Source organism: Veronia nyctiphanis (genome assembly GCF_004116385.1).
GTDB classification, from domain to species: domain Bacteria; phylum Pseudomonadota; class Gammaproteobacteria; order Enterobacterales; family Vibrionaceae; genus Veronia; species Veronia nyctiphanis.
Genome location: NZ_PEIB01000011.1, coordinates 1 through 20592 on the forward strand (window position 1 = coordinate 1; position 20592 = coordinate 20592).

The window sequence follows — 20592 nt, forward strand, 5'->3', positions numbered from 1 at the left end:
CTTTGGTGGAGACTTTACCACCTTAAATGGTGTCCGGGTTCATTAAACCACTACAATTTCACGGAGATTTCGTGCGAATTTAATTTACAGAGTTCAGGCTAGCTGAAAGTCGATTTAGTCAAATAAGCCTACGACAGCGCTGTGGCGCGATCGATCTTATGAAGAGACTCAATCAAAGGTTGAAGAGTTATGGGTGTCAAAGGAAAGCACTTAGATGGTCGCGAGTCAGGCAGTTACCAAAACATTAAGCATTTGAGGAAAGTATGATACCAACAATAGAAACGAAAAGGCTCAGATTAGTACCACCGAAAATGGTGTGCTTTGATGCATATGTAAAATTTTATACCGACGAGGGAGCATCAAAGATGTATGGAGGCCCAATCGGAAAAGAGCAAGTGTGGGCCAGATTAAAGGCTGATATAGGGTCTTGGCACTTACTGGGGTTCGGTGTTTGGGCAATCCAATTAAAGTCTGATGATAGTTACATCGGCACCTGTGGTTTTTGGCAAGGGAGAGACTGGCCTAAAGAGCTTACTTGGTGGGTATTACCTGAAGCACGTGAAAAGGGAATAGCGGCTGAGGCGTCAATTGCTGCAGTGTCACATGCTTTCAACGAATTCAAATGGGAAATTGTCGAAACCTATATGAATGACAAAAATACGGCAGCCAAAGCTCTAGTAGAAAAACTTGGCGGCAAAAAATCTAGACGAGAAACATTTAATGATGGCCTAAGTAGAGACATATACACAATACCTAAACCAGCGAAAAAGGCAGATTAATCGAGCTTCAAGACGTTACGTATTTTTAAGGCTGGTTGCCCAGTCTACGACCAGATGCAAAGTAATGTCAGCACTATTCCAAGTATCGGTATATTCAATAGATAGCATGGATTTGTCGCTTCCAAGACGATGATATTTTCATGTTGCAAATTTGAGAATGCGCTTTGTTTAAGTAGTAATTCCTAATCTTAGAGTTTTATTTTTCCCACCCCTTCCATTAGAGTAATTGCACCAGCATAGTCATAAAATATGAAAGTTGGTGACAAAAATAAGATGTTTTATAGACAACAAAAACGGTGGGCCTCGCTTTTAATAACTAACTGTAGCCTACTATTTCTCGCCTTTTGGGTGATTTTTACTTTTTAAAAAGGGAATATACAATGAGAACATATCAGCTACTGACATCAGTTTTAGCCATAACATTTTTAGCGGGCTGTGCAGCGAAACCGATAATACCGCAAGCACAATCAATTGAAATCGTTAATGAGCAACCAGATTTAGAGAAATGTAAATTCTTGGGCGAAATATTCGGTAGTCAAGGAAACTGGATTACGGGTGATTTCACCTCAAACAAAGACCTGATGCTGGGCGCTAGGAACGAGCTGAGAAATGAAGCATTTAAATTGGGTGGTAACGTTGTTTATATGCAAAGTTTGCAAAGTTCTGGTGGGTTTGAATCTCTTGGAACGACCAATACAACCGCTGTTGGAAAAGCATATAACTGCTCAAAATAAGAATCTATAAATATTCTGGATGTGCCTTTTTATTGAATTTGGCACATCCTGTAGAAAATATAACGACGTAAAATAATAATTTTATCAACAGCATCAATAATTCATTAATAACCCTTTAATATTCTATTCTCCCTATGTGAGTCTAAACATCACATATCTAGACCCAAAGATACTTTATCAAATTATAGATGTATTCCCTACGTGTAGAAGCTCGCAAATATTACTACTGTAATATAATAAAGGCTTACTAGAATTTATATTTGAAACTTTAGGAGTTATTGTCCACATAGGGTTTCAAGGATATAGATATGTATATTACGGATCCATCATGGAAAGAATTACAACAGCATTTACCATTAGAAAATAGGTTTACCGATGGACTGAAGCCATCTGAAAAAAATATGAAATATTGAGTTATAAAATTTATGTTGATGAGTATTTACCTATTAAAGAGTCTGAGATCTGCGTCATTGTATTTCATGGTGTCGGTGGTAATGGCCGGTTACTCTCCTTCATGGCAGCTCCTCTCTTCAGAGCAGGATATGAAGTAATATGCCCAGATTTACCAGGCTACGGATTTAGTGAGTACGACAGATACCCGTCATATAATGATTGGATTCGTATAGGCTGTGAGATAGTTCGGTCAAAAATTAATGATAACAAGAAGGTTGTGTTACTTGGCCTTAGTGCTGGTGGTATGCTGGCATACAATGTTGCTTGTCATTTTAAAGAAATTAAGGGATTAATAGTCACAAATATTTTAGATAATCGAATAGATATTATTCGTGAGTACTCAGCCAGAAATAAATTTCAAGCAAAGTATGGGCTAAATATACTGAAGTTTATGCCCTCAATTATTAAAAAATAAAAATACCTATCTCATTAGTCACAAATATGAATAGCCTTGTTAATGATAAAAGTATCCTTAAAGTGCTTTTAAAAGACCGACGATGTGCTGGAAATAACGTCGAAATTGGCTTTCTGTTGTCTATGATGGAAAGTATTCCAAAGAAGGAACCGGAGCAATTTACCGACATGCCTGTTTTATTAGTGCACCCTGGTGATGACAAATGGACACCTACATTTATCAGTGAATTATTTTTCGATCGGATCGGTGCAAATAAATGCAAAGTCATCCTCGAGAATTGCGGTCATTTCCCTATTGAGAGCCCAGGGAAGGAAATGATGGAAGAGGAAATCAAAAAGTTTATCAACTTGATAAATGTTTAAACAAACAACAATGCGCGACGCACAGTCGCGCTTTCTCAGGTTGTCAGCAGATTCCTTACTACGCTCGAACAAGACCATTTCGTAGGCCCAGAAAAGCAGCAATGCCGCCGAGTCCCTATTGTTTGTGTGATGTTTCCGAAATTTTTGATCACACATTTGAATTCACTACTAACTTGCTGTTTCTTAGCAAGTAAGAGTCAGGCCTTAGTCAAGAAAGTACTGTAATTTTTATCCTGCAAAAGCAGGCATCAGATGTGATAAGGAAATATAGATGGAGAGACTAGCTGAACGCCTAATCCAGCAAGGGTTCAATGTAAAAGTTAGAGGCGCGAAAGCCATTGTTAATCTTGGTGGACTAAGCAATCCGGTTGCAATTAAACAGGACCTTGCCAGTAATCAATATATTATGGATACCCACGACCTCCCGCTCGGTATTCTGTACACGCTTATATTGACCACAAACTTATACGGTGGCCTTTCTTCATTTAACTTCTTTGCCGCCGTAATGATTGGGCTTTGCGTCTTAGGCTTTACTTCACTATTGATGACAGAGCTAAAGGCCAGAAGACTACGAGAATGCTTAGACACTGAGAATACTGAACGACTGGGAGAGCCAACTTGAAAACGCCAACACTGTATATATTTTCTGGCCTGCCAGCAGTCGGTAAATCAACGCTCGCACAATTGCTGTCGAAGCAGCTTTGCGTTCAGTACATTCGTATTGATACCGTTGAACAAGGGCTCAGGGATCTATGCGGTTTAAACGTAGAGTGCGAAGGCTATCAACTCAGCTATCGAATCATTCATGATAACCTCTCGCTGGGCCTGAGTGTGATTTCTGACTCTTGTAATACCGAAGAGTTTGTTCGGCGCGAGTGGGAACAGGTTGCGACAAAATCTGGAGCAAACTTCGTCAATATTGAAGTCATATGTTCTAACCCTCGAGAGCATGAGAGAAGAGCCAGAACGCGTAAAACATCTGTCGAGAACCTCCAACCCCCTAGTTGGGATAAAATTCAAAACCGGGTCTATGAACCTTGGAACTCTGACGTCATTACTATTGATACCGCGAGTAGAAGTATTAATGAATGTCTGAATGAGCTAATGAAAAAGCTGTGTTTACAGTAAAAAAACATGCAGCGTTGTTGTATTAGGTCCAGTAAAGACTCACAAGGTTAGACTTGTGAGTATATCAACTATCAGCACGTAAAATACCAGCCCTGAGTTACTCATGTTAGGTTTTAGTTTTAATCATCAATTTACCAAGAGGTTATTGTGCAAATAGCGGCAATCTCTGACATTCATACTAATGTCTATGCGCTTGAAGCGGTGTTGGCTGATATCAAAAAGCGTCAGGTTGATGTAATCGTTAATCTTGGAGATATCCTCTACGGCCCTATCGCTCCTCTAGCGACTTATAAGCTTCTCATGCAGCATGAAATAGTTACGATCAGGGGCAATCAAGATCGGCAGATTTATGAAGCAACCAGACAAGAAATAGACGCTAATCCAACGATGCAATTCATCATTGAAGAGTTAGGCAACGAGCCTCTGCAATGGATGAGAGGTTTACCCGCCAGTTATCAACTTACTGACAACGTTTTCCTGTGTCATGGCACGCCGAATAATGACTTGGTTTATCTGCTGGAGGACGTTGACAGTGGGTATGCCAAGGTTCGAACTGACAGAGAGATCGTTCAACTGCTCGAAGGCCAATCCTCGAATATTATTATATGTGGTCACACTCATACGCCAAGAGCAGTATCGCTAAGTACCGGACAGTTGATAATCAACCCCGGAAGTGTGGGTTTGCCTGTATACACAGATGATGAGCCAGTGCCACACTCGATGGAAACCTTTCGTCCCCATGCAAGTTATGCCGTAATTAATGATTTCGAGGGTGCGTGGGCAGTTGAACACATCAAAGTGCCATATGCATTCCAAGAAGCCGCCGCCGCTGCAAAATATAGAAATCGAGAAGACTGGGCGCATTTTTTAACAACGGGACGAGCCTTATAATACCCCTATCAATCATATTCAGCGTTGAGTTGTAAAAACCACATTAAACGGATTTTTCATGATCAAAGTACAAAAGCTAAACAGCACCCATATTGATTCGGTAAAGGCCATTGCTTTGGGCGCAGAACAAGTAAAGTTCGCAGCATCAGCTGAAGAATTTGTGAATAATGATGAGGCTGGGGTTCACTTACATGTGATAACGTCTGATGGCAATGTCGTCGGTTTCTTCAAGCTGGACACGCTCTACCCGTCTCAATATTCCTTTAGCCCTGAGGGTAGCCTCGGTTTGAGATCGTTCGTCGTCGATAGAAATCAGCAAGGAAAAGGCATTGGTAAGCAAGCTGTTAAGGCGCTTTTCCCTTATCTAAAAGAAAACTACTCGCAATATCACGCCATTTATCTAACCGTAAACTGTAAAAATCCCGGGGCTTTCAACTGCTACCAAAAAGGTGGCTTTATTGATACTCACGAAAAGTATTTGGGTGGCCCACACGGCCCTCAGCACATTATGTACGGAAGCCTCAAATAGCACCCCGTTTAAAGGGCATATTGGCAAAGGACCAAAATGCCTTTAACAACACTTATCAGCAATCAAACTTCTGAGCATCTATTTCTGAGACCCAGCCTTTTTCTGCTCAATCATCAAGTTTATTTGTGTACTTTGCCCGAATTTCTGTACAGTCATTTGAATTTCGATCTTTATTATTGTTTTTTAGTTTTTCAGGGTTGAGGAGCGCAGAAAATATGATGAGCAAATTTTCAAAAAACATTGCAGCTGATGTACAAGCAGAAATTGCACAGGCAGAGGCATCGGAAGCAAGTGGACATATTTCTGAGTCCTTCCAGCATCTAGAAAATGCACATGTCTTAGGGCAGGAGTCGACGTGGTGGCATGTCAAAGTGCATTTACTAATGTTTCTCTGGCTATCCGCCAGAGGGATATGAAAGAGTGCTTTGGGCAAATTTTACGTATTCTTGGCGCAGCAACGAAGACAGCAATGAACTTGGTGCCAGCAGGTAACACTGGCGGTTCCAACATTAGTCCTTTCAAAAAGCTACCTGTTAAGCCTGAACTGCAGATGGCAATTGACAAGGCCAAAGCCAGCGCTAATTGAACAAACGATACGAGAACAATCGCCGTTGATTTTTGTTTAATAGGAGCATGGGCACCGTAATGAAAGGTTATCTTGTACTGGATTTCTCAATTACAGACTTCAATGTCTTCAAAGAGTACATCGAAAAAATACCCCAATTTATTCACCAGCACGGCGGCAAGTATATTGTTCAAGGTGTCGTGCCGGAAACCATGGAGGGAGACTGGAGCCCAGAAAGGCTTGTCATTTTAGAGTTTCCGTCCCCAGAAAAGGCGAAAGCGTTTCTCAAAGACCCAGATGCACAACCGCTATTTGCAATTCGGCATGACAGCACAAAGAGCCAACTTATATTGCTGAAGGATGCGACTAGAGCCTTACAATACTATCGCGATCAGCCAGTTACATAACTTTTTTACTCAATGTGATAATTATTCAAACACGGAACTTAGCCAATCAATGATGGCTCTGAGGGGCATTATTTTTGTCACCCGTGGCATGACGAAGGGATACAACAAGGAAACAATATGAGAGGAAGTTGCCTCTGTGGCGAAATAGAATATGAGGTGAACAAGCTGGATTCACCCATTCAGCATTGCTCGTGTCATACATGTAGAAAGGCCCATGCAGCGGCGTTTAATTCCACAGCCGCTGTCTTAAAAAGTGATTTCCGCTGGTTAAAGGGCGATGCTTTGCTTTCACACTTTGAATCATCTCCAGGCAAAAAGCGGTTCTTTTGCTCAAAATGTGGAACCCAATTAGTCAAAGAGAATGAGGGGCAACTATCGCTTCGTGTCGCAACGCTTAACGACGATCCGAATTTAAAACCTCAGTTTCGGATATGGTCCTCTCACGAAGTGCCTTGGTTAACTTATCCATCAGACATTCCGGCGTATGACGAGTGGGAATCCAGCAAAGGCTGACGGGTTGGTAGTCATTTTCCTGAACTTGTTTGGAATATTAATAAAAGAGGTAGGTCGATTTACCCGTGAAAGTCTCTACCACTATCATAATAAGAATGAAAGAACAGTGGCTTTAGGCTGTTCCCGCCTTTCTCATTCTGAACGAGTTAAATATTCCCTCTTACCAATTAGTCGTTCATTTTTCGGTTGTTAGCCTTTGAGTAAATTGGAAAAATTCCCTTTTCAACTTGGAGGATACGTTATGAAAAATGATTTTTTAATTTTGCCGCTTGATGGCAACCTTTTTGCTGAAGAACACCAAGCCACTTTGATGGCGGCTGGCGCGAGATGGGTTGAGGTCGATTCACGCCCCGCTTTTCCATGCCGCGTGACACTAGAAGAGGCAAAAGTCGGAGAGCGTGTTCTTCTTTTAACGTTCTGTCATCACGAAACAGAATCACCTTACAAAGCAACGGGTCCAATATTCGTCAGAGAGCAGGCAAAAACAGTAACGCTTTCTGTCAATGAAGTTCCACCAGTGCTACGCCATCGATTACTGTCGTTGCGCGGTTACGCTGCTAATGGTGAGATGCTTGATGCAGATGTCACCGAAGGTGCCGATGTTCAGTCTGTCATCGACTGCTTATTTGATAATGCAGCGATTGAATATATACACATCCACAATGCCAAGCAGGGCTGCTTCAGTTGTAAGGTTGTTCGCGCCTGACGACTATAAAAAACACCTGATAATTCTGTTGTCAGAGCCAGACCAGAACATCGCTCGTTTTCTTCCCATGTGTTCTGTGTCTGAGTTTCTGATCAGGCAGTTGAATTCATCATCACGTTGTTGTTTCTTCAATAGTCATCGAGACGAATAGCAGGGTATCTGCTTTGTGAACGGGAGTAATCGTGGACGTTGATATTTGGATTTATTACGCACTGGCAGTGCTCGTGTTGACGGCTTCTCCGGGCCCAAGTTCGTTACTGTGTATGACGGTATCTGTGACCTCGGGTTTAAAGTCAGGCATCTTTACCGCGTTGGGGAGTCTAACGGCAATAACGGCCATACTCTCACTGTCGTTCACAGGCTTGGGAGTTATCATTGCGTCTTCAGAGTGGGTATTTAATATCATTAAATGGGTGGGCGCAGGTTATCTTATATACCTTGGTGTGAAAGCTTTCTTGTCCAAACAAGACAGTTATGACGTCGACCCTGCTTCTGGCCCTCATCGACAACGAACAACGCAATCATTTGTTTCTGGCTTTATCGTCGGTGCAAGTAACCCCAAAGCTATCTTGTTTTTTACCGCCCTATTCCCTCAGTTTATCGATTCAGCGTCTCCACTTTTACCGCAATACGTCGTTTTTGCCACGACGTTCATTACGCTGGAATTAAGCTGGTTGTTAACCTACTCCTTCCTTGGCTCCAAATCATCAAAATGGTTAATGGCAAAAGGGCGGGCGAGGGTGTTCAACAAACTGACGGGCACTGTGTTTGTCAGCGCAGGCGCCGTGCTCTCAACCGCCAGCAGAGGCTAACTCTGCATTCAGTTTACCAAAGCGCCACAATACATCATTTATTCATCAGCTGATTGCCAGACACTCAATGGAAATAAGATGAAAATTGACGACATCATTAATGAAATCGAGAGTAAATTTTACGGCGTTGTCCCCAAGGCGAGTTGGGGAGAAACTTCGTTATTCTATAATCCCGGCAAACAACTCCCCAACGGGTATATTTTTGCACGCTGAAAGAGAAGAACGGAGACAACGACAAGTCGTTATATCTTGATCGTGATGGCGTTTTCAGGCTGAGTATTGGTATTTCGAAAGAGACTTACGAAGCTCATTTCGGTTGCCGCCCTAAAAGGCCACCCAAAGGCGGCATTATTGACACTCATCATGATTTCACCGCACTCGATGAGCTCATGCCCACCCGATTTATGGATGGATGTCTTGGGTACAAATATTAAACCCAAGCAACTCTTCATTTGAACGCCTGTTACCACTTCTTACGGAAGCACACTCAAATGCTGTTACTAAATTCGACAAGAAACTTGCCCGCTGAGCAAAGTTAGACACATCAGCTCAGCAGAGACAATACTTTCGTTTAAAAACACTCAGGGGAAAAAATTCGTGTACAAGTTGGAGATATTCTGCAAACCCGAGCAGCAAGAGTTAGTCCTTAGCACCTTGCATGAATCCGGCGTAGACCGGGTCGGCAACTATGATCATTGCTGGGCTATTGGTTCAGTGACAGGTTCTCATCGAGCACTCGAAGGCTCGAACCCAGTGTTTGGTTCAAAAGGAGGTGTTGAACGCTACTCGCTCCTCAAAATTGAAATCAACGTAGCAGGAAGCCAGGTCAAGCCACTTATAGAAAAACTGAAGGTATGTCTTGGCTGGGAAGAACCTATGGTCAATGTATTCAAAATTCACAATGACGAATTTGGCCTCTGACTATACATTCGTAACTTACAGCGCGACACCACATTCATCAGGTTGATATACACCGAAAAGCTACTGACCAGCCTATGGCGCAACAGTTCTTCCCTTTATGATATTTATAGGCTTAGACAGAGCAGCGGCACAATATAGCCTTGTTTTCTCTTCACATGCGAAAGAAACTATTAATGGAAATACCATGACCTATGATGAGTTCAACCATTTTTGCCAGTCTCTGCCTGCTACAACCTGCGTTGTGCAATGGGGAAATGCATTCGTATGGAAGGTAGGAGGAAAAGTCTTTGCTATCGGAGGTTGGGAGAAGTTAGAAGAACCCGCTTTTACTTTCAAGACATCCGATTTGAACTACCACATACTGCAAGAGGAAGAGGGTTTTAGACCCGCACCTTACATGGCCTCGCGCGGTATGAAATGGATACAGCAGTACAAAACCATTAACGACGAAAACGAGGAATTAGAATATTACATCACGGAATCACACCGCTTGGTTTCACTTGGCTTGACCAAGAAATTACAAAAAGAACTGGGGCTAAACCAGAGTACAACCAAGCGCTAAAAATCAACGAAAAAGTCACTGTTTCACCACAAACCTATTTCCAAAGACGAGCAAAATAAACCTAATAGACCCGAAGATTGACGTAATGTTACCTCTTCATCGCTGTGGCCACCCCGCAACAATATTTTCTGACGATATACAGGACGACGAAAATTACATGAAACGGATAGCAATTATTGGCTCTGGCGGCTCAGGGAAATCCACATTCTCGGTTGAGCTGGGCAAAGCGCTGAACTTGCCAGTTCATCATCTCGATAGGCTCTATTGGAAGCCTAATTGGGTGAAACCGAAAAAAGACGACTGGATTGCACTGCAAAAAAGCCTTTGTAACGAAGAATGTTGGATCATCGACGGTAATTACCACAGCACACCAGATATTAGGTTAGCAGCGTGTGATACCGTGATTTTCCTCGATGTAAATCGTTACACCTGTATTTATCGCGCCGTTAAACGATCGCTATTAAGCCGGGAACGAAAAGATATGGCCGAAGGCTGTGATGAAAAGCTGGATTTTGAGTTCATTAAGTTCCTCTGAGACTATCCAAATAAATTCAAACCAGAACTGCTCGAAAAGCTCAATGCAGTGAAAAGCGATAAGTCGGTCATTATTACAAAAACCGGAGAACAAGCTCTTCGACATTGCTTGTCGAGCTAGATACCATACCCACCAAGATACTCGTGCCGTCTATTCATAAAAAAAACGATGAAGATTGACGCTATACCGGACAATAAGCAACATGAGAAAAACCGATAAGAAAAGAGAAAATGCACTGCGAACAGTGTTAACGGATGTGTGTGATACTGCTCAAGCGATGCATCAGGGCTTTGAGTGGATAACTCATCTCGTTAACTACGACGACTTTCCTCGCTCTTTGTCGATCATTTGTGTATTCGATACAAATGAAAACTGCGCTAACGCGGATTGCGATGCCATTCGTTCACTCATTCAGCGTTCTTTGGGCACTATCGACATTCAAGTCAAAGACATTAACCGCCATGTTCGTTTTGATACCGAGGAAAACTGCCTTAACCAGCATGATGGCAAATGGAATGCTCGCTTGAAGTAGGAGTATTTTGGGCAAATAGTTCAGGCGACCTTCCATTTAGGATAATCCTTTTAGATTGGGGGTCGCCTCGCAAAAATCATCACTCATCTCTTAACGTCATCTGACGATTGAACCAAGCTCACTGAGGCAAATTACGTTTTGTTTGGCTGATTTGATAAGCTCGCTCGCCATGTCTACCTGGCATTTTATCCATTGCACATCAAGTACACGTTGAGTGAAATCGGAATAAGTATAATGCTGTTCATTCCTCGAAGGTTTTAGTTTTGATGTTCAAGTATGACTGCACCGAGTGCGGCCACAAATTCGACTCACAATCACTCTATTGTGAAGACTGGAGCAATCCAGAGCGCAAGCTGGGTTGCCCAAATTGCAAAACTTTCTTCAGAGAAAAGGTGGCCGTACGAGTTCGCTCAAATCTGGCCATTGTATCGGGTGTTCTCGCGTGCACTGTCATGTTGTATTTTTTTATGACTGACCAAGATAGCAATACGAGTTTGGCTTTCACTTCACTGGCAGCGGGCTATGCCGTATACAGAGCAATCAATCGCATCATTTGCGGCTCGCAGAATAGACTAATTCTTGAACCGATAAAAGCCAATAAAGGCAGTGACGAGTCGTAACACTCTGTCGACGTGCTCAATCAAAACAAGCCTTTGATATTACCATTGTTGTCGATACTAAAATTCATCGCAGCGGGCCGTCGGGGTAAACCTGGCATCGTCATGACGTCGCCACAAATCACCACAATAAAGCCTGCGCCAGCGAGCAAGCGGAGTTCTCTGACAGTCAGTACGTGCCCTATTGGCGCACCTAATTGTTTAGGGTCGACGGAGAAACTATAGGGCGTTTTGGCAATACACACCGGCAATGTCGTAAAGCCCGCTCTCTGAATTTCAGCCAGCTGCTTCTTGGCCTGAATGCTGAATTCAACCGCCTTAGCACCGTAGAGTTTCGTCGCTAAAGTGTGAATTTTGTTCTCGACAGCAATGTCATCGTGATACAGCATTTCCACGTCAGGCGCTTTGCCATCTACTGCCGTTTTGACCGACAACGCAAGCGCTTCGGCTCCCTCTCCACCATCTCGCCAATTGTCGGCAATAACCGCATGCGTATTATGTTTGCTGACAAAGGTTTTGACGGTCTCAAGTTCGGTTTCCAAATCACCTGGGTGCCTATTGATCGCAACGATGGGGGTAATGCCAAATTGCTGAATATTAGTGATATGTTTGGCAAGGTTTGCCAATCCCTTTTTCAGGTGCTTGCTGTCAGGCAGAGCCACTGACTCTTTCACCACCCCACCCTGCATTTTTAACGCTCTCAACGTACAAACCAACACTATCGCATGCGGGCGAAGCCCAGATTGACGACACTTGATGTCAATGAACTTCTCAGCGCCCAAGTCTGCGCCGAATCCTGCCTCAGTGACCACAACATCGCTAAATGTAAGCGCAAGTTGAGTCGCGATAACTGAATTACAACCATGCGCAATGTGCCCGAATGGTCCGCCATGCACCCAGACAGGATTATGTTCAAGGCTCTGAATCAGATTGGGCATAACTGCGTCTTTAAGCACCACGGTCATCGCACCATCAGCACCAAGATCGCGAACTGTTACTGGCAAACCGTCGTAGTTCACACCAATAATAATGTCACCCAACCGTTGTTGAAGCTCATCGATAGATGTGACCAAACACAGCACTGCCATCACCTCAGAGGCCATAGTAATGTCAAAGCCTGATTCCCTCGGAATGCCATGAGCAGCGCCACCCAAGCCTATAATAAGGTTTCTCAGTGCTCTGTCGTTGAGGTCGACTACTCTCCGCCAACTGATACGTCTCGGGTCAAGCCCTACTTTATTTCCCCAATGGAGATGGTTATCCACCAGCGAAGCCAGCAAGTTGTGGGCCGCAGTCACAGCATGGAAGTCACCGGTGAAATGTAAGTTCAAATCCGCCATCGGGATCGCCTGTGAACGTCCCCCACCAGCAGCCCCTCCTTTCATGCCAAAACAAGGACCCAATGAAGGTTCGCGGATACACGCACTGGCATTGATACCCAGCCGATTAAGTCCATCTGAAAGGCCGATGCAGGTGGTTGTTTTCCCCTCTCCGGCTGGCGTGGGCGTCATCGCTGTGACGAGTACCAACTTCCCTTTGAGCTCTGTTACTGGGTTGTCGAATGCTCTGATATTTAGCTTTGCAATATGATGCCCGTAGGGAATAAGAACATCCGGCGTTAGACCCAAACGTTTCTCCGCAACATCAAGGATAGATTCAGGTCTAACAGAGGTGGCTATCTCAATATCTGAGAGTATTTCTGGCGATGGCTCCATTTCAGACTGCGGCGGTTGTTCACCCTTTTTCGGCATAGTTAGCTCCAAACTGTTGGACATGCCAAAACTGACTGTTTTCTTGGCATCCGTTCTTTCGCTGATTTAACACGACTTTTGTCGCCTTGAAGACGTAAAGAAGAGGAGTCAGTGCATTGACGTTTTCCCTTCAAGCATAGCGTACCGCTCAAAAGCATCTAATTATGAGCAACCTGCCTTTAGTTGACGAGAACAACCCTCGTCTCACTCAGAATGCGCATTCTCAAAAGGCTAACACCCGCCCAGCAAAGCATCAGCCGTAACCAATACTCGAAATCACAGAGATCGAACCAACACAGCCTTGTTTTTCGACCTAAAATCTATATCAAGTATCAGTCTGTTAACTGGCGACTCAGGGTTTTTTCAGGATTCTGTTCGGAATATTTGTTTAAGCCACCAGTAATTCACATTAACCCAATAATTTAAGGATTCTGGCGACTATGTTGGTGTCTCTTTTCCAGCGTCTCAGCGAATACATGAACAGTCAAATTGTCGGACAACCCGAACTGGTGAAAGAGTTGCTTGTCGCTTTGCTTGCAGACGGACACATTCTGGTGGAAGGCCCACCGGGACTGGCAAAAACGCGCGCCGTTAAAGCGCTTTCTGCTGTATAGAAGGCAGTTTTCACCGCATTCAATTTACACCTGATCTCTTGCCCGCAGACCTGACGGGCACTGATATTTATCGCCCAGAAACGGGTGAATTTGTTTTCCAGCCCGGTCCAATTTTCAATTCACTCATACTGGCTGATGAAATCAACCGTGCCCCAGCGAAGGTGCAGGCTGCCATGCTTGAAGCAATGGCGGAAAAGCAGGTCACCGCGGGCAGAAAAACATACCAGCTTCCCACTCTGTTTTTGGTGATGGCAACGCAAAACCCGCTAGAGCAAGAAGGCACTTATCCGCTACCGGAAGCCCAACTCGACCGTTTTCTGCTCAAGCTCAACGTGGATTACCCCGAGGCCGACAGCGAGCTGAACATTTTGAAAATTAATCGCGGTGAAGCACGTGGTACGGCGGTCAGTGATCCTGTGAAGGTGACTCAACAAGAGACTTTCGACGCTCGAAATGAAGTCCTTGATATCCACATGGCCGACAAAATTGAGCAGTACATTATTCGCCTAACCATGGCGACACGAAAACCGGGCGTATATGGCGATAAGCTTGGTAAGTGGCTGCAATTAGGTGTTAGCCCGCGAGCCACATTGGCACTTGATCGCTGTGCTCGTGCACACGCTTGGTTGGCAGGTCGAGAGTTTGTGACTCCGAAAGACGTACAGAAAATGGCGCGATCCGTGTTGCGTCATCGTCTGATTTTGACCTATGAAGCAACCGCCAGCGGCATTTCGCCCGACCATGTCGTTGATGAACTACTACAGCGGGTTGCTGCGGCATGACAGCGTCTCTTTCTCTCCCTTTGCACGCCGACGGTGTAAACCTCTCGATGGAGGAATTGCTAGCCTACAAGAATCAGGCTGTGTTTTGGTCAACCCCCACCAAAAGCCTGTGGTCAGCACTCGCAGGGCAACACAAAAGCGCACACATAGGCAGAGGAATGGATTTCAATGAAGTACGCCTCTACCAGCCCGGTGATGACATTCGCGCTATCGACTGGCGGGTCACGGCCAGAACAGGCAAACCTCACACCAAGCTGTTTTCAGAAGAGCGAGAGCGTCCGGTGATGCTGTTGCTTGATAACAGCGGCAGCATGCATTTCGGGTCAACCTTATTACTGAAATCGGTGCAGGCAGCCCACTTTGCCAGCCTTGTCTCATGGATAGCGGCGAGAGAGAAAGATCGCATAGGTATGGTCGTTTATAACGGTCACCGTTTGCGCGACTGCAGGCCAACGGCACGGCAGGAAGGTCCGCTTCGAGCCATTCACACCATGATTGAGTCTCACTATGAGAGCCTTCATCAAAAGCCGGGCAAGCTCATCATGTCAGCAGCTATCAAACAGCTTTGCTATCTGTGTCCCAAAGGTAGCGACATTGTCATCATAAGTGACTTTTATGCTTTAAAGCAGTCGAGCCATAGCTTGCTCGATGACTTGAGAAAACATAATCAGTCTTTTTTGTTCATGTTTCTGACCCCCTAGAAAAGGGCTACACCTCATTTCGCGGAAAAGAAAACATTACCGATGACAAAGCGACAGTTCAGGTGGACTTCTCAAAACCGGAGCCACGCCATGCTCTCCATAAACAGCATGCGGATCACGTGAATTATCTAACAGAGTTTACGCGCTCTCTTTCCATTCCCCTTTACGAAATCTCAGCCAGTAAGACGCTGCAAAGTCACCTCGATCAGCTTGAACCCATTTCTGTTGGGAGAAAGTGATGGATAAGATCACTCAACTACCGCTTGCGGGCATTCAGCTACAAGACCCACCAGGTTTCTGGCCTCTGGCGATGGGGTGGTGGTTGATCATTTTCTCAGTGATCGCTTTGTTAGTGCTGTGGTTAGTCTTCGTCAGGAAAGTCTCCTTCAAACTATCACTCGCACCTGCCAGAAAATCACCCAGCGCAAGAAAGGAAGCAATCAAGAAGCTAAAACGCATGACAGCAAAAGACGGTGTAGGCGAGATCACTGAGTTGCTCCGCCAGGCAGCCATGACCTACTACCCCAGAGAAAAAGTCGCCGGGTTAGTCGAAGAGCAATGGCTACGATTTCTCGATCTGGGGCTACCGACAGAGCACAGGAACTTTATCAACCTCGCCGACTACTGGATGACCGCTAACTACAGTGGTACGGGCGTTGACGAAAAAGTTTTCACAGTCTGCCAATCACAGGCATTGCTGTGGTTGGAGCATGCCCTGCCGCCCAGTAAACACTCAGTGAACGCGTTAATAAAAGGTGATAAACCCACACAGAATAAGCCGGAGACGGGTAATGCTTGAATTCGTCTGGCCCGTTTTGTTTGTTCTTTTGCCGCTTCCATGGCTGTTATATCAGCTTTGGCCAGAAGTGCCGCCTCCGCCCCGTATTCGCATTCCCAGATTTCCAGCCAGCGTGGGGACCGCCTATACCGCCAGCCGCCTGATTTATGTGGTGATGGGTGCAATATGGTTATTCCTCATTCTTGCAATAACTCGCCCTGTTTGGTAGGTGAACCAGTCAGGTTGGATGTCGAACACAGAGACATTCTGATTGCCGTTGACCTTAGCCGGTCAATGGAGACCGAAGACATGAAGGATGCCGACGACAATACGGTGAACAGGCTGAACGCCGTCAAAACAGTGCTTAAGAACTTTATCAGCCGCAGACAAGGGGATCGGCTTGGACTAGTCATATTTGCAAACCATGCCTATCTGCAAACGCCGCTGACATTTGACTTAAAGACGGTGGAACAACAACTCGACCGGGCAGTACTCGGTCTGATTGGCGACAGAACCGCGATCGGCGAAGCACTTGGCATCGCCACAAAAACGTTTATCGATACTGAAGCCAAACAACGGGTGATCATTTTACTCAGCGATGGCGCCAACACCTCTGGTGTACTCACACCTATGGAAGCCGCGAAGCACGCGAAGCAAAACGACGTCACTATCTATACTATCGGTGTTGGTTCTGATGAAGGCCCTAAAGACACCGTGTTCCGTCAACGTGCTGGAAATCCCGCGCTTGAAATCGATGAGAAAACGCTGACCGCTGTCGCGAAGGATACTGGCGGCCAGTATTTCAGAGCGCGTGATCCCGAAGAGCTGGACACCATCTATCAATTAATAGAAAAACTTGAGCCTGTTTCCGATGCGACGCAGACATGGCGCCCCAGAGACGAGCTATTTCGCTTTCCACTTGCTGTTGCTCTGGCCTTATCAGTGGCTTGATGATATTTGCGAGGGAAAGCCATGGGTGATTTTCAGTTTCTTTATCCGGCATGGTTTCTCGCATTGATACCCATGGCTTATCTGCTTCGGAATAGAAAACCCAAATCCGTGGTCACGTCACTTATTGCTCCCCACTTACTCCGTCAAATGCAAACAGGTGCAGCCTCACGGCCCTCATGGCCGCGCTGGGTACTGGCAGTTTGCTGGGTTTTGTCAGTGATTGCACTGGCAGGGCCGAGCTGGGAAAAAAACAGCATTCCGGGGTTCCAGCTCGCAGGTGCACGTGTGTTAGTCATGGATATGTCACACTCAATGTACACCACAGACATCAAGCCAAACAGACTGAGTCAAGCACACTTCAAAGCACTCGATCTGTTGCCGGGGTGGACAGACGGCAGCACAGGCTTGGTCGCCTACTCGCGTGATGGCTATCTCATCAGCCCATTGACAGATGACAGCAGTACGCTGACTTCCCTGATCCCGGCATTATCACCGGGGATAATGCCGTTTGCTGGTAGCAACGCGGCTAAAGGCATAGAAGAAGCCATATCGCTGATTAAACAAGCTGGCTATCGACAGGCTGATATCATTTTGATCACAGACGGTATAAACGACAAAGAACTCGCTGAGTCGCTGTCTTTACTTTCCGATAACCCGTTCAGAGTCTCATCGCTGGCAATCGGCACCACAGAAGGTGGACCCGTGCGACACTCTGACGGCTCAATATTTTTGCAGGACGACAAAACCGTCATTTCACGACTGAGCCTGAAAAACCTCAAAACGCTGGCTGCGAAGACAGAGGCATTGTTGAAACACTCAGACCTGATGACAGTGACGTAAGAGCTCTGATTAATCTCACCAAAACGCCTATTGCGGCCTATAAAAGCCAGCGACAGAAGACCCTAGACCAACAAATCAATGCCGGGTTTTGGTTACTGCTCCCCTTGCTTGTTGTAGCAACGTTGGGTTATCGAAAAGGCCTCACCCTGTTTGCATTTCCTTTCTTTGTGCTCACTGTGTTACCTGAGAACGTATCTGCAGCATCAACTTCGCTCGTGCCGACTTCTATCTCGGCGCATTTTACCAACGATGATCAGCGTGCTTATCAGCTCTATGTAAACGGGCAATATGACGAGGCAGCACTTTTGTTTTCAGACCCTGACTGGCGCGGCATCGCACTCTACAAACTCGGGTTATTTGATGCGGCCATAAAAACACTCGAAGGCCGCAGCAATGTTATCTCGCAATACAACTTGGGTAACGCGTACGTAAGAGCGGGTGAATTTGAAAAAGCGATTTCATCTTATCAGGCAGTGTTAGAAAAAGAGCCGTCTCATCCTTCTGCTATATACAATCTCAATATGTTACTGGATGCGCTGGGCCGAAGTGATGAAAAGGTGGCAGCCCATTCAGGCAACGATCGCGACAAACAAACTGAGCAAAACAGCAAGCAAACCAAAGCATCGCAAAGCGCTGACAGAGAAAATCGCTCAGGTGGTGGCAAAAAAGGGAATGGTGAAGAACGCGCATCGAGTTCAACAAAGTCTCAATCTGCTCCCGACGAAACAGCAGACAATCGACAACAGAACCAACGTGGTGAAAACAATATCTTGCAAAAAGATCAGCAAGCAAAAACAACTCAGGGCAGCGCAAGTAAACGCATCACTGCATCAGAGAAGGGTAAAACCGGTCAGGCATACGCAAAGGCCAACAACGACATAGTGATCAAGAAGCTGGAACAAATACCTGACGACCCCTCGCGACTTTTAAGAGCCAGATGCTTTTGCAATCCCAAAAACGCGACCTGCCAGAGGTGACTGAAAATACATGGTGAACCAATGAATAAATGGCGCATGAGACGCAGCATGCATTCTGTTATTTCTGTATTACTGCTTTGCCTGATATCGGTGGGCAAAGTATTCGCTGCTGACGCCATTGTCACCGACAACGTCGTTTCTGAAGACCAGACCATACGACTGACCGTTCAGGCAGAGGGGACGTATAAACGCCATATCCTCAACTTATCGCCTTTAAAAAAGGATTTTTACGTTGGAAAAGTGAACTCAAATGTCACATCGAGAACAGTAGCAGGCAAGGAGACTCTCGAAACGGTATGGCGCGTCACGATCGGGCCGAAAAGAACGGGAAAACTGAGAATACCTGCTCTTAAAATCGGATCGCAAAGAACAGAAAGCATTACCATTGAGGTGCTACCGAGAAACAGTCCGGCCCTGAAGAAAAAACAGTCTCCGGCCACCGTTCAGACTTCTATCAGCCGCAAGCGTGCCTATATTGGCGAGGTTCTCACCTACAAAATTAAGGTGTTTATTCGCACCAATCTGACGCAAACCGAAATTCTGCCTCCATCGGGAAATAAGGTAGACGTCACCCAACAAAATGGTGACGTGAAGTCTGAGGAGCTGGTAAACGGCATTCCGCAAATCACCGTCACACGCACTTATCTCATCACACCAAAAGATACGGGAAATGTGAGGCTGACAGGCGCGTCATTTAAAGGCTTCGTGGTGAAAAATGGCGGGGTGACGAATGTGCCGCTTCGTCGTAAAGGCAATGACATTTTATTATCGATTAAACCGCCTGCTCGTAAGGGAGTCTGGCTACCCGCAAGCTCATTGTCATTGAGCCAGTCATGGCAATCCGACGGCAACGATAAAGTCAAAGTAGGTGATGCCATCACAAGAGTCATTGAGCTGAAAGCCAAAGGGTTAGCACAAAGTCAATTACCTGAGTTTGAGTTTGATTACCCATCATCGGTCAGGGTCTATGACGAGAAGCCGACGTATAAATTACACAATGGCTATACCGTGATGAGCTTTAAACAAGTACTTATACCCAGAGCAGGGGGAACCATTACCCTGCCCGGCTTGTCACTTCGTTGGTGGAACACTAATCAAGACACCGTAAAAACCACCAAAATTCCGGCGAAAAAAATCGTGGTTAACGGGGCGTCTGGGGCACTACCTGAGGATACCTCTGGAGAGAGCAACAATGACCAAGCGAATACCCTGTTTGCCGGTTTATCTGATGTTCTTCCCACCATACCAAAAAATATCGGCCTTTCACTATGGCAGTTCCTGACAGTGATATTTGCCATACTTTGGGTACTCTCGACCATTCTTTGGCTACGCAGCCGGAAACAGTCTCACACACCCTATTCTCCCTCACCCATTGCTGCTGAACAGGAAGACAGACTGACATCTTTGTATCAAGCTGCAGTAGAGAAAGACGCGGTGAAAATAGGCACGCTCTACCCATTGTGGGCTCGCAGCCATTTACCGGTTGCGCTTCAGAAATCTCTCGATGCAGAGATAGACAAGATTCAAGATGCCGCATTTTGCCCAGAGAAAAAATCATGGTCTAACAAGGCGCTGCTCAAGCTTCTCAAGAAAGCACAAAGCAGTAAGAACTTGAAAAAAATGGCGTCGTCACTCGCACCACTCGAGCCCGGCTAGGCAATATCGATGCGCTTACGGCTTTCTATCTTTGGGCAAGTAACTTTGACTCACCCACATAAATAATGCCAGCCAGAGACG

General features: G+C 45.5%; 22 protein-coding genes and 4 pseudogenes. 25 read left to right on the forward strand and 1 reads right to left on the reverse strand.

Going from position 1 to position 20592, the window contains the following annotated elements:
* Positions 1–263 precede the first annotated feature (263 nt).
* The 18 genes and pseudogenes from CS022_RS10405 (at position 264) to CS022_RS10485 (ending at position 10844) form a co-directional block, all read left to right on the forward strand.
* The gene (locus CS022_RS10405; protein WP_129122226.1) at positions 264–779 is read left to right on the forward strand and encodes a GNAT family N-acetyltransferase; all 516 of its coding nucleotides are present in this window, start codon (positions 264–266) and stop codon (positions 777–779) included.
* 380 nt (positions 780–1159) lie between these two features.
* Positions 1160–1513, forward strand: coding sequence for a DUF4156 domain-containing protein (locus CS022_RS10410; RefSeq protein WP_129122227.1), 354 nt, complete (start codon positions 1160–1162; stop codon positions 1511–1513).
* Between the two features lie 409 nt (positions 1514–1922).
* Complete coding sequence (locus CS022_RS25285; RefSeq protein ID WP_201746248.1) at positions 1923–2381, forward strand: alpha/beta hydrolase; 459 nt, start codon at positions 1923–1925, stop codon at positions 2379–2381.
* A 26-nt stretch (positions 2382–2407) separates the two neighbouring features.
* Complete coding sequence (locus CS022_RS25290; RefSeq protein WP_201746249.1) at positions 2408–2743, forward strand: alpha/beta fold hydrolase; 336 nt, start codon at positions 2408–2410, stop codon at positions 2741–2743.
* Positions 2744–3014: 271 nt separating this feature from the next.
* Positions 3015–3365 carry a hypothetical protein gene (locus CS022_RS10420; protein WP_129122228.1) on the forward strand — a complete coding sequence of 117 codons (351 nt, stop codon included), beginning with the start codon at positions 3015–3017 and terminating at the stop codon, positions 3363–3365.
* On the forward strand, positions 3362–3871 hold the full coding sequence (locus CS022_RS10425; protein ID WP_129122229.1) for an AAA family ATPase: 510 nt from the start codon (positions 3362–3364) through the stop codon (positions 3869–3871). Before CS022_RS10420 ends, CS022_RS10425 begins: the two co-directional genes overlap by 4 nt.
* Before the next feature lie 147 nt (positions 3872–4018).
* Positions 4019–4762, forward strand: coding sequence for a metallophosphoesterase family protein (locus CS022_RS10430; RefSeq protein ID WP_129122230.1), 744 nt, complete (start codon positions 4019–4021; stop codon positions 4760–4762).
* A 58-nt stretch (positions 4763–4820) separates the two neighbouring features.
* Positions 4821–5291 carry a GNAT family N-acetyltransferase gene (locus tag CS022_RS10435; RefSeq protein WP_129122231.1) on the forward strand — a complete coding sequence of 157 codons (471 nt, stop codon included), beginning with the start codon at positions 4821–4823 and terminating at the stop codon, positions 5289–5291.
* Positions 5292–5509: 218 nt separating this feature from the next.
* Positions 5510–5877, forward strand: a pseudogene (locus tag CS022_RS26230) (DUF3703 domain-containing protein).
* A 59-nt stretch (positions 5878–5936) separates the two neighbouring features.
* Positions 5937–6263 carry a DUF1330 domain-containing protein gene (locus CS022_RS10445; RefSeq protein WP_129122232.1) on the forward strand — a complete coding sequence of 109 codons (327 nt, stop codon included), beginning with the start codon at positions 5937–5939 and terminating at the stop codon, positions 6261–6263.
* Positions 6264–6380: 117 nt separating this feature from the next.
* Entirely contained in the window at positions 6381–6776 is a 396-nt protein-coding gene (locus CS022_RS10450; protein WP_129122233.1) for a GFA family protein, read from the forward strand.
* A 241-nt stretch (positions 6777–7017) separates the two neighbouring features.
* Positions 7018–7482: a DUF1203 domain-containing protein gene (locus CS022_RS10455; RefSeq protein WP_129122234.1), complete on the forward strand. Its 465-nt coding sequence runs from the start codon at positions 7018–7020 to the stop codon at positions 7480–7482.
* Between the two features lie 182 nt (positions 7483–7664).
* Entirely contained in the window at positions 7665–8294 is a 630-nt protein-coding gene (locus tag CS022_RS10460) for a LysE family translocator (protein ID WP_129122235.1), read from the forward strand.
* Positions 8295–8372: 78 nt separating this feature from the next.
* Positions 8373–8823, forward strand: a pseudogene (locus CS022_RS28065) (DUF6194 family protein).
* A gap of 68 nt (positions 8824–8891) precedes the next feature.
* Positions 8892–9215 carry a hypothetical protein gene (locus CS022_RS10470; RefSeq protein WP_129122236.1) on the forward strand — a complete coding sequence of 108 codons (324 nt, stop codon included), beginning with the start codon at positions 8892–8894 and terminating at the stop codon, positions 9213–9215.
* 184 nt (positions 9216–9399) lie between these two features.
* Positions 9400–9777 (forward strand): MmcQ/YjbR family DNA-binding protein, encoded by a 378-nt coding sequence (locus CS022_RS10475; protein WP_129122237.1) that lies wholly within the window; start codon positions 9400–9402, stop codon positions 9775–9777.
* Between the two features lie 157 nt (positions 9778–9934).
* Positions 9935–10312: a P-loop NTPase family protein gene (locus CS022_RS10480; RefSeq protein WP_235869406.1), complete on the forward strand. Its 378-nt coding sequence runs from the start codon at positions 9935–9937 to the stop codon at positions 10310–10312.
* Positions 10313–10514: 202 nt separating this feature from the next.
* Entirely contained in the window at positions 10515–10844 is a 330-nt protein-coding gene (locus CS022_RS10485) for a hypothetical protein (RefSeq protein ID WP_129122238.1), read from the forward strand.
* 640 nt (positions 10845–11484) lie between these two features.
* Here CS022_RS10485 and CS022_RS10490 read toward each other — a convergent pair.
* On the reverse strand, positions 11485–13212 hold the full coding sequence (locus CS022_RS10490) for a formate--tetrahydrofolate ligase (protein ID WP_129122239.1): 1728 nt from the start codon (positions 13210–13212) through the stop codon (positions 11485–11487).
* A gap of 440 nt (positions 13213–13652) precedes the next feature.
* Between CS022_RS10490 and CS022_RS27300 the strand changes: the two are divergent.
* From CS022_RS27300 to CS022_RS10525, 7 genes and pseudogenes are all read left to right on the forward strand, one after another.
* Positions 13653–14608, forward strand: a pseudogene (locus tag CS022_RS27300) (AAA family ATPase).
* Positions 14605–15309, forward strand: coding sequence for a DUF58 domain-containing protein (locus tag CS022_RS10500; protein ID WP_328590344.1), 705 nt, complete (start codon positions 14605–14607; stop codon positions 15307–15309). The pseudogene CS022_RS27300 and the gene CS022_RS10500 overlap by 4 nt, the downstream one beginning before the upstream one ends.
* A 238-nt stretch (positions 15310–15547) precedes the next feature.
* Entirely contained in the window at positions 15548–16108 is a 561-nt protein-coding gene (locus CS022_RS10505) for a DUF4381 domain-containing protein (protein WP_129122240.1), read from the forward strand.
* Positions 16101–17038: pseudogene (locus CS022_RS10510) on the forward strand (VWA domain-containing protein). The gene CS022_RS10505 and the pseudogene CS022_RS10510 overlap by 8 nt, the downstream one beginning before the upstream one ends.
* A 21-nt stretch (positions 17039–17059) precedes the next feature.
* Positions 17060–17878, forward strand: a complete 819-nt coding sequence (locus tag CS022_RS10515; RefSeq protein WP_129122241.1) for a vWA domain-containing protein — start codon at positions 17060–17062, stop codon at positions 17876–17878.
* A 104-nt stretch (positions 17879–17982) separates the two neighbouring features.
* Entirely contained in the window at positions 17983–18855 is an 873-nt protein-coding gene (locus tag CS022_RS10520; protein WP_161569605.1) for a tetratricopeptide repeat protein, read from the forward strand.
* 21 nt (positions 18856–18876) lie between these two features.
* Positions 18877–20511: a BatD family protein gene (locus CS022_RS10525; protein ID WP_129122243.1), complete on the forward strand. Its 1635-nt coding sequence runs from the start codon at positions 18877–18879 to the stop codon at positions 20509–20511.
* The last annotated feature ends 81 nt before the right edge of the window (positions 20512–20592 follow it).